Below are 24,582 nucleotides of genomic sequence, written 5' to 3' on the forward strand. Positions count from 1 at the left end.
ATGGGTGCCCTGTTACGCGTTATATCATCCTCGCCTACGACGAAGTGGCGCTCGCGGCCTTATCAGCTCGACGCTTACGCGCCAGCTTCGGATCAGTGATCAGCGGACGATACACCTCGACTCGATCGCCTACCGCCAGCACATGCTCCTCCGGCTTGCGCAATGACTTGCCGAAGATGCCCAGGTCTGCCTCGAGAAAGACTTCGGCACTGAGCGTCGGGAAATGTTGCTCCAGATGCGCCATGCGCACAGCGTCACGCGCCGTAGTACCGGGCGCTACTGCCAACGATACAATCTTCTGCTTCTCGGGTAGCGCATAGGCCACCTCGACCGTGATTCTGTCGCTCATGTCTGTTCCTTGTCTCGCGCTTACCGCACCCATATCTATAAAGCGGTTTCAGGACGCGCTTATCGGTATATCTGATCAGCCCGGCGCGTAAATGCATCAACCATCTGCCCTGCAACCTGACTGAACAATTTGCCGAAGGCCATGCCCAGCAGACGATTACTGAACTCGAAATCGAGCGCCAGTGAGACCTTGCAGGCACCCTCACCCAGCGGCGTGAATAGCCAGCGCCCCTCAAGGCGCTTGAAGGGGCCGTCCACCAGGCTCAGCTCTATCCGCTCCGGAGCGAAAAGATCATTGCGGGTCACGAAGCTTTGTTCCATGCCCGCCTTGGACAGGGTCAGCTTGCCCTTGAGGTGATTCTCATCGCGTTCCAGCAATACTGCATTGCTGCAGCCGGACAGGAATTCGGGGTAACGCTCGAAATCATTGACCAGATCGAACATCGCCTGGGCCGAATGCCTTACCAGGGCAGACCGGTTGACCGTAGGCATCTAGCTCTCCGCTGACTTGGATACGCAGCATGCGTATCATGAACAATGGGCCGGCGCATGATGTGCCGTCTGGCCTTGAATGGTAACACGCCTCCCCCCATCCAAAAGGATGCACCGCAACCCCGTCGGGCAGCGGCAGGAGCAAACGACTAACGAGGCAACATGGGCAAGAAAAAGAAACCCGAACAGGGCGGCAACATGATCGCCCAGAACAAGAAGGCACGCCACGAGTACCATATCGAGGAAGTCTTCGAGGCGGGTCTGGTACTGGCGGGCTGGGAAGTAAAGGCGCTACGGGCCGGCAAGGGTCAGCTGACAGACACCTACATCGTGATCAAGAATGCTGAAGCCTGGCTATTGGGTTGCCATATCCATCCGCTGGAGACCGTCAACACTCACGCAGTGGCCGATCCACAACGTACCCGCAAGCTGCTGCTGCACAAGAAACAGATTGCGCGCATCTTCTCGCGTACTCAGGACAAGGGGCACACCTGCGTACCGGTCAAGCTGTACTGGAAGAATGCGATAGTGAAGTGTGAAATCGCCTTGGTGGAAGGCAAGAAAATGCACGACAAGCGTGCCACCGAGAAAGACCGCGACTGGAACCGTCAGAAAGCCCGTATCTTGCGTGATCGATAATGGCGGCATGAGACTGTCGTCGCCGGCAAGCTCCTGTCAGGTCAGAAAATTTTCCTGAAAGCTTGAACTGGCGTAGCACAGTCTCCACCTGTTATAGTGAACGTGTTGTTGCAAGACAGTTATGGGGGCGTTCTGGCATTCGACGCTGGTGGCAAACCCTGAGGTGCATGCCGAGATCGTAACGTATCTCGTAAATAAAACGTTGCAAATTATATAGTCGCAAACGACGAAAACTACGCTCTAGCTGCATAAGCTGCTCATGATACCGTTGCGCCTGTTCAAGGTGGATTGAGAACGAGCCCGTATAAACAGGATCGTCCTGATCGACGTCTCTAAAATCAGGGTTAAAACTCAGAGAATCGCATTGCTGTAGCCTGTCCATTGGCGATAGTCGTGTTAAACCAAATAATGAGACTACGCATGTAGAGCCGAAGGCGGAGTGCCGGCGGACACGGGTTCGACTCCCGTCGCCTCCACCATATCCGTTACAGAAAGGCCTCCCTTCGGGGAGGCCTTTCTGTTTTCAGATGAAAATTTCCTGTCAGCTCAATGATGGATGACGTTACGCATCACGTCGCGCTGCCACTCAGACGCTCGTGGGTACGGCGTACGCCGATCAGCAGCGGCGTACCGGTATCGGGGTCTGGTATCAGGCGACACTCGACGCCATACAGCTGACGCACCAATGCTGGCGTCACCACCTCGGCCGGTGGTCCTTCGGCAATCACGCGGCCCGCGTGCATGGCAACTAGGTGGTCGGCATAACGACAGGCACTGGCCAGGTCATGCACGACCATGACAATCGTCTTGTCCTCAACGTGAGCCAGCCGCTGAATCAGTTCAAACACCTCGATCTGATGCCCAAGATCCAGCGCAGACGTCGGCTCATCCAGCAATAGCAGCGGCGTCTGCTGCGCCAGTGCCATGGCAATCCAGGCACGTTGGCGTTGCCCGCCTGACATTGAAGACAACTCGCGCTCCGAGAGGCTCTCGATATCTGCGGCCACCATGGCGGCGGTCACGACGCTCTGATCCTGTTGCGACCACTGACTCAGTGCCCCTTGATGAGGCTGACGCCCGAAGCGCACCAGCTCATGCACGGTAACGCCTTCCGGAGAATGCGTCTCCTGGGGCAACAGAGCGATACGCTGTGCCACATCACGCCGCTTGAGGTGCTGGATATCCTTGCCTTCCAGCAGCACGGAGCCAGATTCCGGCAGCTGCAAACGAGCCAGTCCCGCCAGCAGGGTCGACTTGCCACAGCCGTTCGGCCCGACGATGGCCGTGACCTTGCCGTCCGGCAGTCCCAGCGTCAGCCCATCAATCACCTTGACCCGCTGCTTGCGTACGCCATATCCCAACGTTAGCGCATCGGTCTTCAGAGTCGGTGCTAGTGACAGGTGAGATGCGCAGTCCTGCTGCGCGGGGGAGTACTGCTTGGCATCGACGCTCATGGCGCGCTCTCCTGAAACGTCATTGATCACTGTACCGTTCTTAGCCACAGCGGCCTGTCGACAGGTCACTCCTGTCGACAAAAATTGGGGGGGCTTTGGTATGGATCAGCGAGGGCTACGCAGCAATATCCATAGCAAGTAGGGGCTACCGACCACTGCCATCACGATACCTACCGGTACTTCCAGTGGGGATAGAAGCGTGCGCCCAGCCAAATCCGCCAGCACCATGACGAGCGCCCCCGCCAATGCCGATGCCAGCAGTGGCACTCCTTTGTGGCGAGACAGATAGCGCGCAATTTCAGGGCCCACCAGCGCCACCATACCTACCGGCCCCGCGACAGCTACTGCCGCAGCCGTCAGCACGACGGATAGCCACAGAATCATCAGACGCATGCGAGCGACAGGTAGCCCCAATCCCGTTGCTACTCGGTCCGTGAAGCGGAGTGTATTCAGCCCCCGCCCCAACCATAGTGCCAGTGGAAGCCCAATCAGCATGGCAATCCCTAGCCAAATGACTGAATTCGCATCGCGGGCGTTGAGGCTACCCACCGTCCACGGATAGGCATTGTTGGCTACATCGATAGAGACACGCGCCAGCATCAGCTGGGTGCCTGCGCCGAACAGTGCACCGACGCCAATGCCTGCGACAAGAAAACGATAGCCTCGCGTACCGATGCCGCCCGACAACCCGAAAGCGAGCGCCATGGCGACGACGGCGCCGCTGAGTGCCATCGCGGGGGGAGCAATCGATGCGCCTAACCCCACCACCGATGCGACCGCAAATGCCGTGGCACCATTGTCGATCCCGATGATGCCTGGCGTCGCCAACCGATTGCCGGCCAATGTCTGCATCAGACATCCCGCAAGCGCGAAGGCAGCCCCTGTCCCCATGCCGGCCAGCAATCGGGGCAGCCGCAGCTCCTGAACGACAAAGACGTGCATGAATTCCCCGATGCCAAAGATGGCTTTGAGCGCATCCAGCAGATCAAGTCCCGCACTGCCAAGTGTGAGTGACGCAAGGCTGGACATCAGCAGCGCAGCCAATAGTCCACAGGCCGCAAGAAGCGGCGCGCGATACACCAGCAGCGACACAGCGCCCCAACGCCACCATAAGGTACCAGCGGGAGCACTCGCGATAGACAAGGGAGAGGTAGGCGTAGATACCGCCGAACAGAACGTCGGGGATCTATACAGTTTTGTTTCAGGCATCAACGGTTCCAGATATCAGCGGTTCCAAACATCAACAACGCACAGGATCAGTCACACAAGGACTCAGCGGCTCAGGTGACATCGCCATCGCGGGCCGTCACTTCACAGCGTGGGCAGGCGCCGCGCACGCACCACGGCAATCAGCACCGGGGCGCCGAGCAGCGTGGTCAGGACGCCCAGCGGCAGTTCCGACGGCGGCACTACCAACCGTGAGATCACATCGGCCGTCAGCAGCATGGTCACGCCCAGCGGCAGGCACAGCCATAAAGTGCGGCGGATGTCTGCTCCACACAGTGCGCGCGCCACATAGGGCACGGCCAGGCCGACAAAAGCCACCGGGCCCGCCAGTGCCGTCGCGGCCCCGACGAGCAGTGCGACCACCAATATCGTGATCTGCCGCACTCGCTCTGGCCGATGACCAAGACCGCTCGCCACCTGCTCGCCCAACACCAGGGCGGCCAACGGACGCGCCAGCCACAGCGTCAGCACAACTGCCAGCAGCAGGCTGGGCAGGCAGTGGTAGAGCGCACTCAGTGAACGGCCCGCCAGGCTGCCCACCACCCAGAAACGAATCTCGTCGGCGGCACGCTGGTCAATCAGCAACACCAATGACGTCAATGCGACCAGCAAGCTGGAGAGCGCTGCTCCCGCCAGCACCAGGCGAACCGGATCCTGTCGGGCCCCACGCACACGTACCGTACTCATGACGAACAGACAGCCCAACAACGCGCCACTCTGGGCCACGATCACGTGCATGCCTGCGGCCTCAATGCCCAGCAACAACGCCACGGCGACCGCAAAGGAAGCGCCGGCACTGACACCCAGCAATCCCGGCTCAGCCAGCGGATTGCGCGCCACGACCTGCATCAGCGCGCCACCACAGGCCAGCATCATGCCCACGACAATGCCGATCAGCGTCCGCGGCGCGCGTAGTTCATAGACGACAAAGCGTGCTTCTTCACTGCCCTGCCCCATCAAGGCCTTCAGTGCCTGCATAGGCCCCACCTGTCCCGCTCCCCACAACAGGCTTGCCAGACAGGTCAACAATGCGATCGCACAGGCCAGCGGCATCACCTTCCACAACGCAAGGCGTCCAGTGACCTTGCGAGTCGCCGGAGCCGAGTCGGCCATCGGTACTGCTGAGCTAGAGGGCATTGCTGAGCTAGAAGACATCGCTGAGACGTGCGATCGAGGGATCATCTCGTCAGCCTGCATGCATCCTCCTGCACGCGTCATGCGCCAGAACGTAGTGCATGGCGGCGATATGATGACGACTCATCATTCGCGATCTTGATCATGCAAGTCATCACGCACGCTATCGAGATCCTTCAACAGCGCTTCGGCGGCCAGCGGACCGCTAGCGCTCGTCCACAGCTGACCATCCACGCCCACCAGCCCTTGGCGGCTGGCAAGCTTCAAGCGCTGGAAGACCGGCTGCGACGCCAGTGCCTCGACAGCCTCATTGGAGGTATGGTCCAACGTCGCAAGGAAGATAGTCTGAGCATCGATGCGCGAGAGATTCTCGTCACTCAACGGATCAGAGTGCGGCCGGCCGGCCTTGACCAGGTCACTGCCTGCCAGCTGATAACCACTGGCAGTGAGCAAGCCGGTGGCAAACAACTGATCAGACATCACCAGCAATCCTCCTGGCATGCGACGCACCAGACTGGCCGTCTGTGGCGCCGACATCCGTGATTTGAGATGTGCTGCATGAGACTCGATCGCCGCAAGGCGCTTCTCGAGCACAGCCGCCGCGTCATCACCCAACGCCTCAGCATAGGTGCGACTCTGTGCCTTCCAGGCATCTGACGTCAGCTCGGCAGCGGCGGGCACGATGGTCGGTGCCAATCGTGAGAACAGCTGATACTGGGTCAGATCCAATCCGGGAGGCGCCAGAATCATGTCCGGCTTGAGCGCCACGACCGCTTCAATGTTGAACTCGCGCGGCGTACCAATAATGGCAATCTTCGGTACCTGCGGTGCTATATAGGCAGCGACACCGTCACCTCCGCGCGTCGTGACGGCGCCCAATGGGGTGATCTGACTCGCTACCGCCACATCCAGCGCACCTTCATAGAGAGTGACGACGCGCTTGGGCGTGCCCTCGATCTCCAGCTCGCCGAAGGCAGTCTCGACACTGCGTGCCTCAGCCGATAACGAAGCGTCCAACAGTAGCACGGCCACTGACGCCAGCAGGCTGCTGCGCAAGCCGTTTCTCAAGCCCACCTTACGTGACAGCTCTTGAGAGGAAAGCGCCAACGCGGCAAGGTCTCTACGGTTCTCCATGCAGTTCTCCATGAACCAGGCACTAAATGAGGGGTCGGCCGTCATACGTGAACAGCCGCGGGGAAATGGGCGGGAGCAGGTGGTCATGAGCGGCCACGTGAGTACCCCGCACAGCATCAAGCGGTCGAGCATGATTCTCCAACGAATGTTCTCGATGCCAGAAGCACCATGATAAACCAGTTTCGTGAATAATAATCAGTCGCAACACTACTTACTCTCTTCTCCTGCCACCACACCGGGTCGTGCAACGCCACATTGCATGCTGCCGGTCAGAAGAAATCGCCGAACGCGGCCACAAACACAGCAAAAAGCTTGAAGGATGACCATGCCTACCGCAGGCTGTGGCACACAAATGTCTCTCTAAAGCAGAGATCAGGGTTGGGTTAACGCAAACTGCCCCGATAACTGTTGCATGGTGCGTGCGCAGGATGCTCGCGACATCACCTCACATCTGCCTGACAGATCCTCGCGTTACTGCTTAGAGCCTGCATGTTCAGATGCCTGCGTGCATATGAAGTACCTGCAGAGTCTGCTCGACACACCACTACATGCCCATCACACACTCATCAAACAGGAGAAGCCATCTGTGGCGATTCCGACTCCCCCGCACTCCCCTCCCGCTCACGTTTCGTCTACCTCCCGTGCGGCCAATCCCTCTTCTTGGCTGATGCATGGGTTGATGATGGTGATCATGGCGCTGAGCCTCGCGTTCAGTGGCCTATCTCATGCCGCACCGGCCAATAATGATACCGAGGCAGCTGCTCCCTCCTATGAGAGCCTGGCGAATCTGCTGGAAGATCCGGGCCAGCGCGAGGCGCTGATTGAAGGGCTGCGTCAGATGGGTGACAAGACAAGCGACAAGGCTGTTGACGTGGCTGGCTCGGAAGTCACTCTCGACGAGGAATCTCCCTCGATATCACGTCAACTGGCCGAAATCAGTCAAGATTTGGTCGCTGATCTCTCCGCCACTCTGGATAGAGTGCTCGGGACCCTGGAGGGTCTGAACAGCGAAGATGCCGAAAAAGTCGACTGGAGTCATTTCGGTGAAGAGGCCATCAGTCTCGGTTTGGTAGTCATCTCTACCATCGCGCTGTTCCTGGTGATGCGCCGACTGGCACACCCGCTCTTCGGTCGCGTGAGTCAGTGGTCACTGGATGGTCAGCATCGCAGCCCACTGTTGCGCACCCTGATCGCCGTGATCGTTGCCGCGCTGGTAGACCTCGCCGTGATTGGCCTAGCCTTCCTTGGTGGCTACCTGCTGGCGATCTTTGCCTATGGTGAGCAAGGAGTGATTGGTCAGCGTGAGTCGATGTTCTTGAACGCCTATCTGGTAATCGAGCTATTCAAGGCATTGATGCGCATGCTGTTCTCTTCTGGCTATCAGGGCCTGCGCCTGCTGCCGATGCGTGCTGAAGTGGCACGCTACTGGAATCGTTCACTGGCACTGCTGTCTGGCTTTATTGGCTATGGCATCCTCGTCGTTGTCCCGATGATCAATAACAATCTGGCACCGGCACTGGGTAGCTTCGTGGGCCTGCTGATCATGGCTGCAGCGCTGATCTGGGCCGTCGTCGTGATTATGCGCAACCGTATCCTGCTGCGTGACCGCCTGCTCAATCAGGCTGTCGAGACACACAACAGCATCATCGCTGTGTGCCTACGCATCCTCGCGAGCACCTGGCACTTGATTGCACTGGCCTACTTCATCACGCTATTCGTGATCTCGCAGACCACGCCAGAAACGGCACTGCCGTTCATGATGGCCGCGACCCTCAAGACATTGCTGGCCATCGGTGGTGGCGCCTTGCTCTCGCGCGTCCTCACGCAGTTGATCGGCAAGCGCATCATGGTCTCTGACAACCTGCGTGGTCAGTTGCCGATGCTGGAGAAGCGCCTCAATTCCTACATCCCGACCGCACTGCGTATCATGCGTGCCATCATTCTGATCGTCGTGATCGGCATGGTGCTGAATGCATGGGGCGTCGTGGCACTCGGCACCTGGCTGGCGACAGATACTGGTGCTCAGCTGCTGTCACGCGTCTTCCATGTGCTGTTCATCGTCGGCTTCTCCGTACTGCTGTGGATCGGTATTGCCAGTCTGATCGAGCACAAGCTCAATCCGGATACTGGCAAAGGCAAGCCGTCGGCGCGTGTCGAGACACTGCTAGCGCTGTTCCGCAATGCCATCGCCATCGCCATGATCATCTTCACCGTAATGATTGTGCTGTCCGAGATCGGCATCGATATCGGCCCACTATTGGCCGGTGCCGGGGTGCTGGGTCTGGCGATCGGCTTTGGCGCTCAGAAGATGGTGCAGGACATCATTACCGGGGTATTCATCCAGCTAGAGAACGCTATCAACACTGGTGATGTCGTCTCTGCTGGCGGAGTGACAGGTACCGCAGAACGCCTGACTATCCGTTCGGTTGGCATCCGTGATCTGTCCGGCACCTTCCATATCGTGCCGTTCTCTTCCGTGGATACCGTGTCCAACTACATGCGTGACTTTGCTTACCATGTCGGCGAGTACGGCATCTCTTATCGTGAGAATGTCGATCACGCCATCGTGCATCTGCGTGCTGCCTTCGATGAGCTGCAGGCCGGTAGCTATGGACCTGAAATTCTCGAACCCGTCACGGTAGCCGGGGTGTCGGCACTTGCGGATAGCGCGGTCAACATTCGTGTGATGATAAAGACCAGTCCAGGTAATCAGTGGGCCATCGGACGCGAGTACAACAAGCTCGTGAAACAGCATTTCGACGCCGCTGGTATCGAGATTCCGTTCCCGCACATGACGATGTACTTCGGTCAGGACAAGGAGGGTGGCGCGCCGCCAGCCAACGTACGTACCATGAACTCTCCGTTCGTGATCGATGGCTCGGCTGCAGGGCAGCCTAAAACCCCCGAGCAGCGTGAGGCTCTACAGGCACTCAAGAAAAGTGCCAAAGAGGAAGAGCCGCTCACTCGCCATGCAGCGAAAGATGGCGAAGTCATCGATGATGACGAAAAGCGTATTCGGCAGACTACCCAGCCGGATGCTGATGGTGACTGATCTCTTGGCTGACGGCAGATGATTCATTTGCAGTGCATGCCTGAAGCGAAAGAGATGATGCTGTAACGAAAACGCCCCCCGAGCCAATGGCTCGGGGGCGTTTTTTTTTGCGGCCATGAAAAAGAAAAATTATCCTCTCATGCGCAAGATATCACTCAGGAGCCGGTGCCCCATACGCTGGACAGCGAGCTCAGCAGAGAAGAGCTAACACCTTCACCACCCATGTAGCTGAGCAGTACTGGTGCGAACTGGGACACCATGCTGCTATCCATTCCCAGCATCGAGAAGGTGCTGTTCATGGAGGAAGTGTCATCCACACCGCTGACGGCACTGGCCAGAGACTTGGCGTTATCATTACCGCTCAAGCTCGCCAGGTTGGAAAGCGTGGACAGCGAGCTATCGCTGGTCAGGCTAGACAACTGTGGGACATCGCTGGAAAGCTCGGAAGTGGCGCTACCGCCTAGCTGAGACTGGGCCAATGCCAGCATGGCAGCAGAGCCACCGAGCGCCTGAGTGGGAGAAACACCCAGCTGGGAGGTCAAGCTGGACATCAGGTCAGCGGCCGGAAGCGTCTGGCCTGTCTCACTGCTCAGCATACTGCTGGCAAGGCTCATCATGGAGCTGCTGGAGGAAGAGCTGGCAGCGTTGCTGGAAGTGCTGTTACCAGAAGTGGCACAACCGGCGAGAGATACTGCCAGTACAGAGGCGCCCATCAGGGCCAGGGACTTTTGCAACATGCAGACTCCATTATGTCTTGAGAAAATAAGCCGAAGAAGCTTACGAATGACCAGCCATACTGCTGCATCATCCATCGCGCCGAATCATCGCACGGACGAAACGCCGTCAGCCAGCGTCGCAGTACAGATAGACTATGCCAGGCATTGATATACGCGGTTGCCCTGTAGCAACCGCGTATATCGTCTTTCATACCGCACAACCACGATCATTGGCAGCGCCCTTTTTGGACACACTCACGGGCAGGGAAGTTCGCGCCATGCACTTATCTTCCTTATTTATCCTTTTCCTCATGCCCACCTTCCCCTTATTACCTTGCAGAATTACCTTGCTGACGTTGAAACACACGGTCGTGACCATAACGCAGACAAAAAAAGGGTATCCCGTCACAACATCGTGTGAACTCGGATACCCGGAGAGTAACTACTGTCGCCTCGTAGCCTGACTACGAGGCGATTATCTCTTTTAGCGTTACTGCCAGCCTTTGCTAGACGTTGTCCTTGCTCGGCTGCGGCAGTGCAGGCAACGAGCGATCCAGCAGCTCGACACTCTGACGATAATAAAGCTGGCTCTTGTTGTGCTCACCAAGATTGGCGAACAAACGTGCCAGCTCAGCACAGACGGTGCCGCTCGGACGCTGGCGTTGGCTAGCCTCGAAATACTCCTGTGCCTTACCCCAATTAGCATTACGCAGTGCCAAGCGGCCCAGCGACAACAGCAGATCAGGATCATTCGGACGCTCTTGCAGCCACTTCTCGGCATACACCAGCTGACGCGGTGCATCCACGTCCAGCAGGCCATAGCGCAGCACCAGACGCGAATCCCAGCATTCCTTCAGCGAGTGGCGCAGCAGACGCTCTGCCAGGCCTTCCTGCCTCCGGCAATCAATGCCTCGGCATACAGCGCCACCAGGCTCACATCATTACGCAGGTGGTCCGGCATGTCGGCCCACAGATTGCGCACACGCTCGATGTCTTCCGGATTGCGTGCTGCCTGCTGAATCAGCGCGACATAGGCACGTTGCTCCAGCTCCTTCTTCTCTTCAGGAGAGATCAAGTCTTGCTTATCCAAGCGCGGCAGCAGACGGCGCAGGCCATCCCAATCACTGACGGCCAGATAAGCCTGCTTGAGCAGCTTCAAGACCTGGGGGTGCTCACCCAACTGCTTGTCGAGGCGCGTCAAGGTTGCCAGCGCTTGCTCGTGCTGCTGACGGTCCAGCATCAGTTGCGCCTGTACCAGCCCTACCGCGCTCTCAGACCCCTGGGTAGAGGCATGAGCACGCTTGAGCAACGTATCCGCCTGATCGAAGCGCCCCTGATAGTGAGCCGCCAAAGCCGCGGAAAGATAATTGACCAGCGGTGTACTGGAATCTTCCGCAGAATGTGTCAGAGAGCGTTCGGCACGCTTCCAGCGACCTTCCGCCAGCGCCACCAGCCCACGCTCCGTCTTGCGCGTGGCATTACGGTGACGTGTGCGGCTATTCCACACCTTGATGCGTGAAAACGGGTGCGCAAAGCGTCCTAACAGGCGCAGACCAAAATGCAGCACTACAAAGGCGGCAAACAACAGGATCAAACCGAACCAGAAGGATGTCTGTACCGAGGTATCGCCAACCCGAATCAACCAGTAACCCGGGAAGGCCTGCATCAGCTGACCGAACAAGGCACCGATGGCTAGCCCAATGATGATCAGTAGTATCAGGACTCTCATGCCTTGCCACCCCCTGCCTGTGCGCGACGCTCAATCAGCTCACGCAGCGTGCCAAGAGAGGCGGAGATATCGGGTAGCTCCGGACGGATGGTCTTGCCCTTGAGTTCTTCGAGCTTGGCAACAGCATTCTTCACGCCATCAACCTTGGTGTCGTAGTAGCCATTGACCAGTGTGACCGCCTTCTCGATAGCGGCCTGATAGAGCTCCGGCTCTTCCTTGAGCAGTGCCAGCTGGGCCTGCTCGAGCACCAGACGCACGTTCTGACGCAGGTAGGATTCCTGCTCCGGCGTGATCAGAGCTTCCAGGGCTTCGTCATGACGACGTACCGTTACCAGCCCCTTCAGCTCATTACCGAAACGGGCCAACTGCTTCTGCCAGCCACCGGTGGGAACGGATTCGTTCTCGACCTTGGCTGCAATCTCAGCGACATCCTGCTTGAGCGGCAAGCGCGCTAGCTGCTCCTGCTCTGCAAGCAGCGCCAGATAGATACCGCTGCGATCGACGCGCGGCACGCTATCAAGGCTAGCAAGCTCTGACTGAATGGCCTTGCGCACCGGCAGCAGTGCCGGGTTGTTAGCAGCGGCAATACGCGCATCAGCGTTTTCGAGCAGCGCATCGGCGCCGTTCACGTCACGCTCCAGCTGCAGACGCTGATTCGCCAGACGCAGAAGATACTCGGCTTCGGCGTAATGCCAGTCGCGCGCGTCAGTCTGCTGGGACTTGCTGAGCTCTTCCAGCACCTTGTTGAGGGCTGTCTCGGTATCCTTGCTCTCGCTCGACAGACGCTTGTCGAGGTCGCTGACGCGGGACGCACTCTTGTCGATATCGCTGGAAAGACTGGCGACCTTGCTTTCGACCTGACCCACCTGCTGAGTCACGGATTCACTGACCTGCTTGTCGATTCCCTGCGCATTCGGCAAGGCATTCAGACGCTGCCAACCGAACCATGACAGCACGGCCACCACGATCGCGAGCAAGATGACGAGGATCAGCGCAATGATACCAGTAGCACTCTTCTTGGCTTCCCTGGAAGCCGGCGGCGGGGTACTGCCACCGGCCCCTTGACCACCCCCTTTGCCGCTTCCAGCACCACCGCTATTGGCAGTACTGCTCTTGCCCGCCGGACTACTACTGTCCTTGCTGGACGGTTGCTTGGGCTTGCTGTCCGCTCCCTTGGCAGACGCCTTGCTACCGGACGTCTCAGCGGTAGTCGTGCTCCGCTCAGAGAAGGGAGATTTTTCGCCGGAAGGCGTCGATGCGTTGTCGTCTGAAGTCTGGCTCACGGGAGTGGACTCACTGGCAGTGGGGGATGAGGATGAAGAGGAACTGCTGCCCTGTCCTTTCCCGCGTCCGCGACGATTGCGCCCACCTCGCGAGCGGCGCTCGCGCGGGGCATCAGCCGTAGAGGATGACGAGGAAGATGAGGACGAACGGGGAGCCTCGGCGCCAGGGCGGCCAGAGGCAGTGTCATCGGCATTATCGCCGGGAGCGGAAGAGGCATCTGATGCGCGAGCGGCAGCATCCTTGTCGCCGGACATGCCCGGCGTAATGCCGGCAGGCCCACTATCTTCCTGATGGTGTTCTCGGTTGCTCATCTACGCTTGCCCTTTTCCGGATTCTTGGAAATCGATGGCCTCACGCGGACCAGGCGCATTGGCGCCGATCCCTCTCGCATGGCGAGTCATGTAGCCGGGGTGCAGGCGCGCAAGACAGCCTGCGTCAAAGCCCCGGGCGAGGCGTCCTCGGCTACCGTCACACGCTCGAACCCATGAGCGTATGCCAGTGTAGCCAAACGGTTGCTCGACACGATTAGCGGTTGGTACAAGCTGCGTGTCGTGACGGACGTCAGGACCGTCTCGAGCAGTTCATTACTGGTCACCACCATTGCATCATACGCGCCCGCCGCCAGACGGCCAGCCTGTTGAGGCGACAATACCAACGGAAGCCGCCGATATAGCTCGATTCGCGTCAACTGAGCACCGCGTGCTTCTAGCGTATCACCGAGTAGCGGGCGGCCACCCTCTCCGGCGGCCAACAACCAACGCTGCCCTTCAAGATGCTGCAATGAAGGCAGTGATAGCAATGCCTCACTGGTCGTGCCCACGGGCGCATCCGCCTCGGCATGCTCACCTCGCGTCACACGGGGAGGCACACGTACCCGCACACCGAGACGCGCATGCAGCACTTCAGCTGTCGCCGCACCGACGGCATAGAAGTTGATCCCTTGCGGCAGTTGCGGCCACCAGTCCTCCAGCCATTCGGCCAGACAGCTGGCAGCCTGCGGTGAAATGACCACCACGCCCTGGAAAAGATCCGCATCGATGATGGCCTGACGCATCGCTTGTGTGGCGGGCAGCGGCTCAAGGGCCATCAATTCAAGGCATTCCACTCTACAACCAGCCTCGGTGAGCATGGCATCAAGCACTGCACCACGCGAACCGGGCCGCGTCGTCAGCACCTCAGGACGACACGCGGGTGGCTTGGCCATGGCACCATTGGTCAAAGCCGTCTGAACCGCAGCCGTGTGCGACTGTTCAGCGCCACTAGCCACGGGCATCGCCATAGACTGCCGCCAGAATTTCACCGGCACCCTGTGCGAGCAGATCTTCTGCGACGGCCACGCCCAACACTTCCGGCGCATCCGCCGGGCCACGCGCCTCGGCCCGCAGGATGACAGTGCCATCAGGATTGCCGACCAGCGCACGCAGCCACAGCTGACTGCCGCCCTCTTCCAGCACGGCATAGCCACCGATGGGCACCTGACAGCCACCTTCAAGATGGGTGTTCATGGCACGCTCGGCCAGCACACAGCGACTGGAATCTTCATGTGCCAGCGGTGCCAACAGCGCGAGAATCTCAGCGTCCTGCAGATTGCACTCGATACCCAGCGCACCCTGACCACAGGCTGGCAGACAGATTTCAGCGGACATCTCATCAGTGATGCGCGCATCCAGTTCAAGACGCTGCAAGCCCGACGTGGCGAGAATGATGGCATCAAACTCACCAGCATCCAGCTTGCCAAGGCGTGTTTGCACATTACCGCGCAGGCTAAGCACGTCGAGATCAGGACGGGCCGCCTTGGCCTGCAAGCCACGTCGCAGACTGGAAGTCCCCAGACGCGCCCCCTGCGGCAACGCGTCGAAATTGGCGTGATCATTGGAGATGAAGGCATCGGTTGGCGCATGCCGTTCAAGAATGACCGCCAATCCCAGTGACTCGGGGAAGTGCATCGGCACATCCTTCATGGAATGCACGGCGATATCGGCACGGCCTTCCAGCATGGCCTCTTCCAGCTCCTTCACGAACAACCCCTTGCCGCCAATCTTGGCCAGCGGAGTGTCGAGAATCTTGTCACCACGCGTGGACATTGGCACCAACTCGACGGAGAGCCCCGGATGCAAGGCCTCAAGGCGCGCTTTGACGTGCTCAGCCTGCCATAGGGCAAGCAGGCTCTTGCGGGTGGCGATACGCAGGATGTCACGACGGGACACGGCATTCTCCTTGGAAGGTGCACGAAGCACTCAGTTTGAATCGTAAAGCGGCGCGAGGCATGACTCGCAAACGGTCGCGGACAGACCGTGTTGCCACGTAATGCGCCTTATCATAAAGGCAGTAACGTCAGGGGGAAAATCCAGCGCCAACTTAGCGGCGCGCTTCCTTGTCCGCCCCCTCGCCCGCGCGCTGGAGTCTGGTACACTCCAAGGTATCAACGGTACCCGTTGCGCGACCCTGCACCGGACGCCGAAATCTGGACATGTCACCACCATTCGAGATCCCGATGAGCGAATCTACCAATCAGTCCTGGGGCGGCCGCTTCAGCGAGCCGACCGATGCCTTCGTGGCCCGCTTCACTGCCTCTGTCGATTTTGATCAGCGCATGGCGCAGCACGACATTCGTGGCTCCATCGCCCACGCCACCATGTTGGCCGGCGTTGGCGTATTGAGCGAGGAAGAGCGCGACACCATCATCGAGGGACTGAAGGAGATCAGCGAAGAGATCGCTCGCGGCGAATTCGAGTGGTCCGTCGCGCTGGAAGATGTGCACATGAACATCGAGGCACGTCTGACCGCCAAGATCGGCAACACCGGCAAGAAGCTGCACACCGGTCGCTCACGCAATGATCAGGTGGCCACCGACATCCGCCTTTACCTGCGCGATGAGATCGACGTCATCGATGCCGAACTGACGCGTCTGCGTGAAGGCATGCTGGGCCTGGCCGAACAGGAAGCCGACACCATCATGCCGGGCTTCACCCACCTGCAGAGTGCTCAACCGGTCACTTTCGGTCACCACCTGCTGGCGTGGCAGGAAATGGTCGCCCGCGACCAGGACCGCCTAAAGGACTGCCGCGTCCGCATGAACGTGCTGCCGCTGGGCGCTGCGGCACTGGCCGGCACCACCTTCCCGATCGATCGACATGTCACCAGCGAGTTGCTTGGCTTCGATCGCCCGACCGAGAACAGCCTCGATTCAGTCAGCGACCGTGACTTCGCCATCGAATTCACCAGCTTCGCCAGCCTGCTGATGATGCACCTGTCACGCATGAGCGAAGAGCTGGTGCTGTGGACCAGCGCCCAGTTCGATTTCATCGATCTGCCTGACCGCTTCTGCACCGGCTCTTCCATCATGCCGCAGAAGAAGAATCCGGATGTACCGGAGCTGGTCCGCGGCAAGACCGGTCGTGTCTATGGCCACCTGATGAGCCTGCTGACCCTGATGAAGTCGCAGCCGTTGGCCTATAACAAGGACAATCAGGAAGACAAGGAGCCGCTGTTCGACACCGTCGATACCGTCCGCGGCTGTCTGCGCGCCTTCGCTGACATGATTCCTGCCATTCGGCCCAAAGCTGCCAACATGTACGCCTCTGCCAGCAAGGGATTCGCGACCGCGACCGACTTGGCCGACTACCTGGTACGCAAGGGCGTGGCCTTCCGTGATGCTCATGAAATCGTCGGCAAGTCCGTCGCCTTCGGCATTGAGCAAAACCGTGACCTGTCCGAGATGACACTCGAAGAGCTACGTCAGTTCTCCGACACCATCGATGCTGACGTCTTCGATGTACTGACGCTTGAGGCTCTGTCGCCGCGCGCAACCACATCGGTGGCACCGCCCCGAATCAAGTCCGTGCCGCCGCGCAGCGTGCTCGCGAGGCACTGGCCACACGCGCCTGATGCCCCCCCCCCCTTTTCAGAGGCTGCCAGACGCTCGCTAGCGTCTGGCAGCCCGAATCACTCTATTGCTGCCAGGAGGCCGCCCGATGCGTCATCTGTTGAGCCAGTCCGCCCGTCATACCCTTCGCACCCTTGCGGCGCTGCTGCTGGGCGCAGGTCTTCTGGCCGGTTGTGGACAGAAAGGCCCGCTGTATCTTCCGGCGGATGCCGATGCCGGAGGCCAGCGCGCCGAGGCGCCAGCCGCGGACGAGGGTGCCGCGACGGATTCATCGACAGACACTGCGTCCAAGCCTGCTTCCGCATCAGCCGAGCCACAGAGCACGAACGCTACCGAGTTTTCCGGCAGCGACGTCTGAGTCCCCTTATTCATCTCCGGCGGGTGATGCCCGCCGGCGCGACATCAAGAGGAAATGATGGAATTAGAGGCTTTTAAACATAAGGATTATGATCTGCTTACTGCCTGGATAGATAGCGAAAAACTTTGTTATTTGTGGGGCGGGCCAGCTTATAAATATCCTCTTACTCACGAACAAATTGACACTCATTGTAAGCAGTTACAGGTGCTTCCATTTCTATTTACTGTTGAGAATAATCCGGTTGGTTTTGTCGAGCTTTACCAAGTTTCAGTTAATGAATTTCGTATCTGTCGCGTGTTTATCTCACCTGAATATCGAGGCCAGAATTTAGCTCAAAACATGCTACAGCTACTTATTGAAAAGGCTCAGGTTAATTACAAAGCTAATTTACTGACATTAGGTGTTTTCAGCCACAATAAATCAGCTATTTCATGTTACGAAAAACTGGGTTTTGTAGAATTTGAGCAGGTAACTAATAGCTTATCATTTGATGGTGAGAGTTGGGATTTGTCACGCATGGAAAAACGGTTATAACAAATGCATCAACACGATTTGCTACATTCGGCATTCTAGGTTACTTTGAGTTTACCGTGTTAAGTGGCAAATTTGAGCTTAATTTGCATGGTAGCAAGCGTGTTATGCAGGCGTTATGTTTTCAAGGAGGATTGATGGATATTCAACATCAGGGCATTATATTAAATGTATATAATTTCGATGATTGCGTTTCATTTTATAAAAAGGCATTTGATTTAGCTGAAATGTTTTTGAAAGTTGATGGCGATTTTCGATTAACATGTTTAGAGTTTGGTAACTCCTATCTCATGCTTGAAACATGAGGTGTAGCTTGTGACTCTGAAAAAGATACCTCCCAAATTGCAGGCCGGATCATGGATCACTTCATATATCAGGAAGGCGTGCTGCACGCCGAAGACGTCTCGCTCGCCACGCTGGCCGATCAATTCGGCACTCCGTGCTACGTCTATAGCCGCGCCACCTTGACTCGCCACTTCAAGGCCTATCAGGAAGCGCTGGGCGACCACCCACACCTGATCTGCTACGCAGTGAAAGCCAACTCAAATCTGGCCGTGCTCAACGTACTGGCGCGTCTTGGCGCTGGTTTTGACATCGTCTCCAAAGGTGAGCTTGAACGCGTCATCAAGGCCGGCGGCGATCCCGCCAAGATCGTGTTCTCAGGCGTCGCCAAACAGGCCGATGAGATGGAGCGCGCACTGGAGCTGGGCATCAAGTGCTTCAACGTCGAATCGCTGCCAGAGCTTGAGCGCCTCAACGCTGTCGCCGGCCGCCTGGGTCGCGTGGCACCGGTCTCGCTGCGCATCAATCCAGATGTCGATGCCGGCACGCACCCGTATATCTCCACTGGCCTCAAGGCCAACAAGTTCGGCATTCCGGTTGAGCAGGCGCTGGAGGTCTACGAGACCGCCCGCGACATGGAGCATGTTCAGATCGTTGGTGCCGATTGCCATATCGGTTCACAGCTGACCGAACTGGCCCCCTTCCTCGACTCACTCGAACGTCTGCTGGTACTGCTGGACCGCCTGCGCGAGCGCGATATCATCATCGAGCATCTCGATCTCGGCGGCGGCCTCGGTGTGCCCTACCAGAATGAAACACCACCGGAGCCGTTCGCCTATGCCAGCGCCCTGCTGGAACGTCTGGCACGCTATGAGCACGGCAACGAGATGACATTGTTGTTCGAGCCGGGCCGCTCCATCGCCGCCAATGCCGGCGTACTGCTGACACGTGTCGAGTTCATCAAGCCGGGCGAAGAGAAGAACTTCGCCATCATCGACGCCGGCATGAACGACCTGATTCGCCCGTCGCTGTATCAGGCCTGGCAGAACATCGTATCTGTCGACACGCGTGACCCGCGTGAGACATCGAGTTATGACGTGGTCGGCCCGGTCTGCGAGACGGGGGATTTCCTCGGCAAGGACCGCGAGCTGGCAATCGCGCCGGGCGACCTGCTCGCCGTGCGCTCCTCCGGTGCCTATGGCTTCGTGATGGCCTCGAGCTACAACAGCCGCTGCCGCCCCGCCGAAGTCATGGTCGATGGCCCCGAGATGCACCTGGTGCGCCGTCGCGAACGCCTCGAAGAGCTGTGGACCGGCGAGTGCTTGCTGCCGGAGGGTGACGACTGATGCTGGTGCACTTCACCAAGATGCACGGGCTGGGTAATGACTTCATGGTCATCGACCTGATCTCCCAGCGCGGCCGATTGCGAGATGCCGATATTCGTCGTCTGTCACATCGTAACTTCGGTATCGGCTTTGATCAGCTGCTCGTGGTCGAGCCGCCACGTGACCCGGATATGGACTTCCGCTATCGCATCTACAATGCCGATGGCAGCGAAGTGGAAAACTGCGGCAACGGTGCGCGCTGCTTTGCGCGCTTCGTGCTTGATCAGCGTCTAACGACCAAGCGCGAGATTCGCGTCGAAACCGCCGGAGGCCCGCTGACACTGGTCGTCGCCGATGACGGTCGCGTACGTGTTGATATGGGCGCACCGCGTTTCGCTCCTGAGACACTGCCTTTCGCTGCCGAATCCGACCTTCCAGTACACACACTGGACGTGGCTAGCGAAACGCTCGAGATTGGTGTGGTGTCGATGGGCAATCCACATGCCGTCCTGGTCGTGGACAGCGTCGAGTACGCGCCGGTACTGGAGCTCGGCCCACTGATTGAGGTACATCCGCGCTTCCCCAAACGCGTCAATGCTGGCTTCATGGAAGTTGTCACTCCACACGAGGTGCGTCTGCGTGTATTCGAGCGTGGCGTAGGTGAAACACTGGCCTGTGGCACAGGTGCTTGCGCTGCTGTTGCCAACGGTATTCGCCGCGGGATGCTCGCAAGCCCAGTCAACGTGACACTGCCGGGTGGCACGTTGAGCATTGAATGGGATGGCGAGGGGCACCCGGTCTTCATGACGGGACCCGCTGAGACGGTCTTCGAGGGCCGCATCATTTTGTAAATCGCGGTCTATTGGTCATCACTGCCGGGCGAGTCTCCGGTAGCGGTCCACCGCCTGTCGTCTGCAAGGAGAGCCGCATGGCTGAGTCACCCGTTTCACGCCGCCCGCGCACATTGGACCCGGAACGAGTGGCCGAATGGTTAGCCACGCATCCTGACTTCTTCGAAGGGCGCGAAGGATTGCTTCAGCAGCTGCGCGTGCCGCATCCGGAAGCGCGTGGCGGCAGTATCTCGCTGCTCGAGCGCTTGGTGCATGATCTGCGCGGCCGCACGCTACAGGCAGAAGAACGTCTCGGCGAGCTACTCGACACGGCACGTGATAACGAAAGTCGCTATCAGCGTCTGCGCCAGCTGGCGCTTGATCTGTTGGATGCCGAGTCCGATGACGCACTGGCCGAAACACTCGCGACTCGCCTTAGTGAGCTGTTCGATATTCCGGCCGTTTGCCTATGGCAACGCGATGCTGGCAGCACAGCACAGCCGCCACGCCAGCCTCTCGATGACTCCCGCGCCGAGCAGTTTGAGCGACTGCTCGATGGCCGTGCCAGTCGTTGTCTGGCCATGCCGCGCACTCGCTGGGAAGCACTGCTGCCAGATCACAGCTGGCCACTAGGTGCAGATTGCGAAGATCTCGTCGAGGCCACACAGGCCGACGCCACACGTGGCTCGGCCGTCATTGTGCGCCTGACCCGCGGTGAATGCTTAGGTTATCTGGTCGTCGCCAGTGCCGAGGCGGAGCAGTTCCGGGCGGGCCTCGACACCCTGTTTCCCGAATATCTCGGCGATGTGCTGGCCCGCTGCCTGGGGCGTAATACCCACTCGAGCCCCCCCCGAAGCCCCAAAGCACGCAACGATCAGGCCGCGCAATGAGCGTGACTGGCGATTCCGACACACGTGAATACATCGCCGCCGAACAGGCACTGGACGCTATCTGTCAGCAGTTCCTCGGCTGGCTGGCTAGCGACAGTAGCCCTGCCACCGTCAGTGCCTATACGCGAGATCTCAAGTCGCTGACGACCTTCATGCTACGCCCCGATCGTGCTGATGAGGCCGTGCTACCGACAGACTGGCAGGCGCTTGATGTACCGATGCTACGTCGCTTTCTCGGTGCCGAACGAAGCCGAGGCCTCGCGCCACGGTCACTGGCTCGTCGCCGCGCGGCGATCAGTCGCTTCTGTAGCTGGCTGGTCGATCAAGGCATCCTGGCGCACAACCCGGCGGGCCTGGTACAGACACCGCGTCTGCCAGACCACCTGCCTCGCCCGGTGGATATCGACAGTCTGTCGCGCTTTCTCGACTGCCCGCACGACGGCACGCCGCTGGCGATCCGCGATCAGGCCATGCTGGAGCTGCTCTACGGCTCGGGACTGCGCCTCTCGGAACTGGTCAGTCTCGACCTCGACATGCTGGAAACGCGCCGTCTGCGCGTGCGCGGCAAAGGTGACAAGCCACGTCAGCTACCCATTGGCTCACGCGCGCGACAAGCGCTGGATGCCTGGCTCATGGTAAGAGGGCAACTGGCGTCACCGGATGAGACAGCACTGTTCGTTGGTCAACAAGGAAAACGGCTGGGACAGAGGGGAGTGCAGTTGCGGCTGGTGACACAGGCCAAGCAACGTGGCCTGCCGGAACATCTTCATCCACACCGCCTGCGCCATTCTTTCGCCAGCCATCTACTTGAATCAAGCGGCGACCTGCGTGCAGTGCAAGAGCTGTTGGGCCACGCCCACCTCTCTACCACTCAGATCTATACTCGCCTCGACTGGCAGCAGCTAGCTAGTGCTTACGATCAGGCTCATCCTCGCGCACGCCGTCAGCGACAGACCGAGACGGTGACTGATGCTCGACTCACTACGCCCGCGGCTTTTACTTCTCGAGAGGATGATCCTCAGTGACCCTTACCATCCCAATACGCCTGACCGCACTGACCTTCGACCTCGACGATACCCTATGGGCGAATCGCCCAGTCATGGAGCGCGCAGAAGAAGAGCACTATGCCTGGCTGGATGGTGAAATTGGCCATGCAGCGAGCTTTCCACTCGAAGAATACACGCGGCGGCGGATGACGCTAGGCCTTGAGCACCCCTTACGGCGCGGAGATTTCACCTGGCTACGACACGAAGCCATGAAGACCATGCTGCGCGATTTTGGCCACGATGATCACGAAGCTTCACATTGGTCACAGGTCGCTATCGAGCGTTTTCTTGTACTGCGCCATGAACTGAACCCTTTCCCGGAAGCCAGTGGCATCCTCGAGGAACTGGCCAGTCACTTCCGACTGGGCGCCATCACCAATGGCAACGTAGATCTCACCCGGCTGGCGCTGGATCATCACTTTGAATTCAGCATCGCTGCCGGTGAATGGCTAGCGCCGAAACCCGATGCTCGCCCCTTCCTCGCAGCGATGGCACGCCTTGGCAGCGTGCCTTCTACAACATTACACGTGGGTGATTCGTGGAAGGAAGATGCCCTGCCAGCAGCACGCCTCGGCATGCAAGTCGCCTGGATCGACGTCAAAGGCCTCGGCGCGCCTGGTCCGCTACCCGCAGGCGTGCACGTTCTTTCACATGTGCGCGAACTGCCGGCGCTACTGACACGCCTGACCGGCCAAGCGCTCTCAAGTTAAGTAGCATGCCGGTCCGTTTGTTCGCCCTCTCCGCGACGTAGTTCACCTTCGCGGATGTAAAACGGACACCACCTTTTATTACGCAGGCTGATAATGATGAGAACTGATACCACAATTTATTTCTTGTACAACAGTAAACCTGAGGCCATATTTAATGTACAAGATTTCAGCCACAGGTACCTACACGACAAGCGCTTGCTTATAGGCACTTGATGTCGTGCAGCGGGCCTGAGTTGAAACCTGAATCGCTGCATTTCATCCTTTTATTGCCCAGCAGGAGAGGACTTCATGAGCATTCACCCACTGAACCGCCATCATGACCCCATGCCTGCCGAGCGCCGAGCCACATTGCCAACACCTTATGATCCGGGCCCAATGGCACTGCCACACTCAAGCGCTTGGCACGGACTGATCATTGGTACCGGACTAGCGTTACTATGCGCTGCACTCGTCGTTGCAGGTGTCTACAGCGCACGTGCCAGCATGCCCATGCACGGCCTGAATGTAGTGGGCCTCGAGCAAGCACTCGTCACGCAGCCTTCAGAGAAACGCCCCCAATGGCAGGCATCGCGCCACATGATCCCTGCGTCGTTATCGAACTCGCCCCGCGAAGCCCCCCCTCGCAGCCTGTTCATGTAAGAAATGCAGGCATCGCACTCCAGAAGGCGCACTTCACCATGAAAAACGGCCACCCTAGGGTGGCCGTTTTTCATCGACAACAGTTGATCGATATACCGATCAACCGGATATCAATCGTCGAAAGGGTCTTCTACTGCCTCTGCATCACCAACATCATTCACGCCATCCATGACAGACGGATCCGCCAGCCATTCGTCGAGCTTGGCATGCGCCTGCTCAACGCCATCGTATTTCAGCGATGAGAACAGCTGCGCGCTCACAAGGTCTTCCCATTCTTTCAGGGCATGACGCACCTTCTGCAGACTGGCGGCGGCCGGACCGCGCTTCAGCTTGTCAGACTTGGTCAGCAGGATATGCACCGGCATACGTGCCTCATTGGCCCAGCCCAGCATCATCTGGTCGAACTCTGACAGCGGATGACGCACATCCATCAACAGCACCAGGCCACGTAACGCTTGACGATTGCGCAAGTAGTTGGACAGATGCGTTTGCCATTCCCGCTTCACCTTCTCCGGCACCTTGGCATAGCCATAGCCGGGAAGATCGACCAGATGACGACCTGTTTCACCGATGGTGAAGTAGTTGATCAGCTGGGTACGTCCAGGCGTTTTGGAAATACGTGCCAAGGCCTTCTGAGAGGTCAGCGCATTGATGGCGCTGGACTTGCCCGCATTGGAGCGACCTGCAAAGGCCACCTCTGCGCCGACGTCGGTCGGACATTGGGCCAGCGTCGCGGCACTGATCAAGAAGCGCGCCTGACGATAATGAAGCTTGTGGGTCGAAGTGGCTGATTCGGCCATGAGGATTCTGAATACCTGTTGAAGGCGGACGTCTCGCCCGCGCGACATCACGAGAGAGCAGAAGAAACGACCGGTG

21 protein-coding genes, 1 other RNA gene and 3 pseudogenes are annotated in these 24,582 nt (G+C 58.8%); 13 read left to right on the forward strand and 12 right to left on the reverse strand.

From position 1 onward, the window contains the following. Positions 1 to 34: 34 nt before the first annotated feature. Together BF12_RS0105800 and BF12_RS0105805 are read right to left on the reverse strand one after the other, a co-directional pair. Positions 35 to 349 (reverse strand): RnfH family protein, encoded by a 315-nt coding sequence (locus BF12_RS0105800; protein ID WP_024951455.1) that lies wholly within the window; start codon positions 347 to 349, stop codon positions 35 to 37. A 59-nt stretch (positions 350 to 408) separates the two neighbouring features. After that, positions 409 to 840 carry a type II toxin-antitoxin system RatA family toxin gene (locus tag BF12_RS0105805; protein WP_024951456.1) on the reverse strand — a complete coding sequence of 144 codons (432 nt, stop codon included), beginning with the start codon at positions 838 to 840 and terminating at the stop codon, positions 409 to 411. Between the two features lie 162 nt (positions 841 to 1,002). Between BF12_RS0105805 and smpB the strand changes: the two genes are divergently transcribed. Together smpB and ssrA are read left to right on the forward strand one after the other, a co-directional pair. Next, entirely contained in the window at positions 1,003 to 1,479 is a 477-nt protein-coding gene (gene smpB, locus BF12_RS0105810) for an SsrA-binding protein SmpB (protein WP_024951457.1), read from the forward strand. A 123-nt stretch (positions 1,480 to 1,602) separates the two neighbouring features. Then, positions 1,603 to 1,958, forward strand: a transfer-messenger RNA (tmRNA) gene (gene ssrA / locus BF12_RS21570). A gap of 90 nt (positions 1,959 to 2,048) precedes the next feature. Here ssrA and BF12_RS18875 read toward each other — a convergent pair. The 4 genes from BF12_RS18875 to BF12_RS0105830 all read right to left on the reverse strand — a co-directional run bounded on the left by BF12_RS18875 (position 2,049) and on the right by BF12_RS0105830 (position 6,428). Further along, complete coding sequence (locus tag BF12_RS18875; protein ID WP_084487985.1) at positions 2,049 to 2,933, reverse strand: ABC transporter ATP-binding protein; 885 nt, start codon at positions 2,931 to 2,933, stop codon at positions 2,049 to 2,051. Between the two features lie 105 nt (positions 2,934 to 3,038). Then, positions 3,039 to 4,142 (reverse strand): FecCD family ABC transporter permease, encoded by a 1,104-nt coding sequence (locus BF12_RS18880; protein WP_084487986.1) that lies wholly within the window; start codon positions 4,140 to 4,142, stop codon positions 3,039 to 3,041. Between the two features lie 102 nt (positions 4,143 to 4,244). Continuing rightward, on the reverse strand, positions 4,245 to 5,213 hold the full coding sequence (locus BF12_RS0105825; RefSeq protein WP_024951458.1) for a FecCD family ABC transporter permease: 969 nt from the start codon (positions 5,211 to 5,213) through the stop codon (positions 4,245 to 4,247). Positions 5,214 to 5,420: 207 nt separating this feature from the next. After that, entirely contained in the window at positions 5,421 to 6,428 is a 1,008-nt protein-coding gene (locus tag BF12_RS0105830; RefSeq protein WP_024951459.1) for an ABC transporter substrate-binding protein, read from the reverse strand. A gap of 586 nt (positions 6,429 to 7,014) precedes the next feature. On the opposite strand from BF12_RS0105830, the gene ybiO reads away from it, so the two are divergent. Further along, entirely contained in the window at positions 7,015 to 9,480 is a 2,466-nt protein-coding gene (ybiO, locus tag BF12_RS0105840; RefSeq protein WP_169734506.1) for a mechanosensitive channel protein, read from the forward strand. Between the two features lie 155 nt (positions 9,481 to 9,635). Here the strand turns inward: ybiO and BF12_RS18885 are convergent, their stop codons facing one another. The 5 genes and pseudogenes from BF12_RS18885 to hemC form a co-directional block, all read right to left on the reverse strand. After that, positions 9,636 to 10,217 (reverse strand): DUF2780 domain-containing protein, encoded by a 582-nt coding sequence (locus tag BF12_RS18885; protein WP_024951461.1) that lies wholly within the window; start codon positions 10,215 to 10,217, stop codon positions 9,636 to 9,638. A gap of 485 nt (positions 10,218 to 10,702) precedes the next feature. Then, positions 10,703 to 11,925, reverse strand: a pseudogene (locus BF12_RS18890) (heme biosynthesis HemY N-terminal domain-containing protein). After that, entirely contained in the window at positions 11,922 to 13,520 is a 1,599-nt protein-coding gene (locus BF12_RS21575; protein WP_246116477.1) for a uroporphyrinogen-III C-methyltransferase, read from the reverse strand. Before BF12_RS21575 ends, BF12_RS18890 begins: the two are co-directional and overlap by 4 nt. A gap of 86 nt (positions 13,521 to 13,606) precedes the next feature. Further along, entirely contained in the window at positions 13,607 to 14,488 is an 882-nt protein-coding gene (locus BF12_RS0105860) for a uroporphyrinogen-III synthase (protein WP_246116476.1), read from the reverse strand. Beyond that, on the reverse strand, positions 14,469 to 15,416 hold the full coding sequence (gene hemC / locus BF12_RS0105865) for a hydroxymethylbilane synthase (RefSeq protein WP_024951464.1): 948 nt from the start codon (positions 15,414 to 15,416) through the stop codon (positions 14,469 to 14,471). The genes BF12_RS0105860 and hemC overlap by 20 nt, the downstream gene beginning before the upstream one ends. Before the next feature lie 287 nt (positions 15,417 to 15,703). Between hemC and argH the strand changes: the two are divergent. From argH to BF12_RS0105915, 10 genes and pseudogenes are all read left to right on the forward strand, one after another. After that, positions 15,704 to 17,097: pseudogene (gene argH / locus BF12_RS18900) on the forward strand (argininosuccinate lyase). Between the two features lie 98 nt (positions 17,098 to 17,195). Next, positions 17,196 to 17,330 (forward strand): annotated as a pseudogene (lptM, locus tag BF12_RS23690) (LPS translocon maturation chaperone LptM); the annotation flags it as partial. Between the two features lie 180 nt (positions 17,331 to 17,510). Next, on the forward strand, positions 17,511 to 17,987 hold the full coding sequence (locus BF12_RS0105880) for a GNAT family N-acetyltransferase (RefSeq protein ID WP_024951466.1): 477 nt from the start codon (positions 17,511 to 17,513) through the stop codon (positions 17,985 to 17,987). A 56-nt stretch (positions 17,988 to 18,043) separates the two neighbouring features. Further along, positions 18,044 to 18,289 (forward strand): VOC family protein, encoded by a 246-nt coding sequence (locus BF12_RS21950; protein ID WP_211242398.1) that lies wholly within the window; start codon positions 18,044 to 18,046, stop codon positions 18,287 to 18,289. Between the two features lie 51 nt (positions 18,290 to 18,340). After that, on the forward strand, positions 18,341 to 19,612 hold the full coding sequence (lysA, locus tag BF12_RS18910) for a diaminopimelate decarboxylase (protein ID WP_035159261.1): 1,272 nt from the start codon (positions 18,341 to 18,343) through the stop codon (positions 19,610 to 19,612). Continuing rightward, positions 19,612 to 20,442 (forward strand): diaminopimelate epimerase, encoded by an 831-nt coding sequence (dapF, locus tag BF12_RS0105895; RefSeq protein ID WP_024951467.1) that lies wholly within the window; start codon positions 19,612 to 19,614, stop codon positions 20,440 to 20,442. The genes lysA and dapF overlap by 1 nt, the downstream gene beginning before the upstream one ends. A 77-nt stretch (positions 20,443 to 20,519) precedes the next feature. Continuing rightward, the gene (locus BF12_RS0105900; protein ID WP_024951468.1) at positions 20,520 to 21,311 is read left to right on the forward strand and encodes a DUF484 family protein; all 792 of its coding nucleotides are present in this window, start codon (positions 20,520 to 20,522) and stop codon (positions 21,309 to 21,311) included. After that, a complete protein-coding gene (locus tag BF12_RS0105905) occupies positions 21,308 to 22,336 on the forward strand; it encodes a tyrosine recombinase XerC (protein WP_084487989.1) in 1,029 nt (342 codons plus the stop codon). Before BF12_RS0105900 ends, BF12_RS0105905 begins: the two co-directional genes overlap by 4 nt. Beyond that, positions 22,333 to 23,067, forward strand: coding sequence for an HAD family hydrolase (locus tag BF12_RS0105910; RefSeq protein ID WP_248623627.1), 735 nt, complete (start codon positions 22,333 to 22,335; stop codon positions 23,065 to 23,067). Before BF12_RS0105905 ends, BF12_RS0105910 begins: the two co-directional genes overlap by 4 nt. 288 nt (positions 23,068 to 23,355) lie before the next feature. Continuing rightward, complete coding sequence (locus BF12_RS0105915) at positions 23,356 to 23,706, forward strand: hypothetical protein (RefSeq protein WP_024951471.1); 351 nt, start codon at positions 23,356 to 23,358, stop codon at positions 23,704 to 23,706. A 110-nt stretch (positions 23,707 to 23,816) separates the two neighbouring features. Here BF12_RS0105915 and yihA read toward each other — a convergent pair whose 3' ends face one another. Continuing rightward, complete coding sequence (gene yihA, locus BF12_RS0105920) at positions 23,817 to 24,506, reverse strand: ribosome biogenesis GTP-binding protein YihA/YsxC (RefSeq protein ID WP_024951472.1); 690 nt, start codon at positions 24,504 to 24,506, stop codon at positions 23,817 to 23,819. Positions 24,507 to 24,582: the final 76 nt, after the last annotated feature.

Source organism: Cobetia crustatorum, assembly GCF_000591415.1.
Lineage (GTDB): Bacteria > Pseudomonadota > Gammaproteobacteria > Pseudomonadales > Halomonadaceae > Cobetia > Cobetia crustatorum.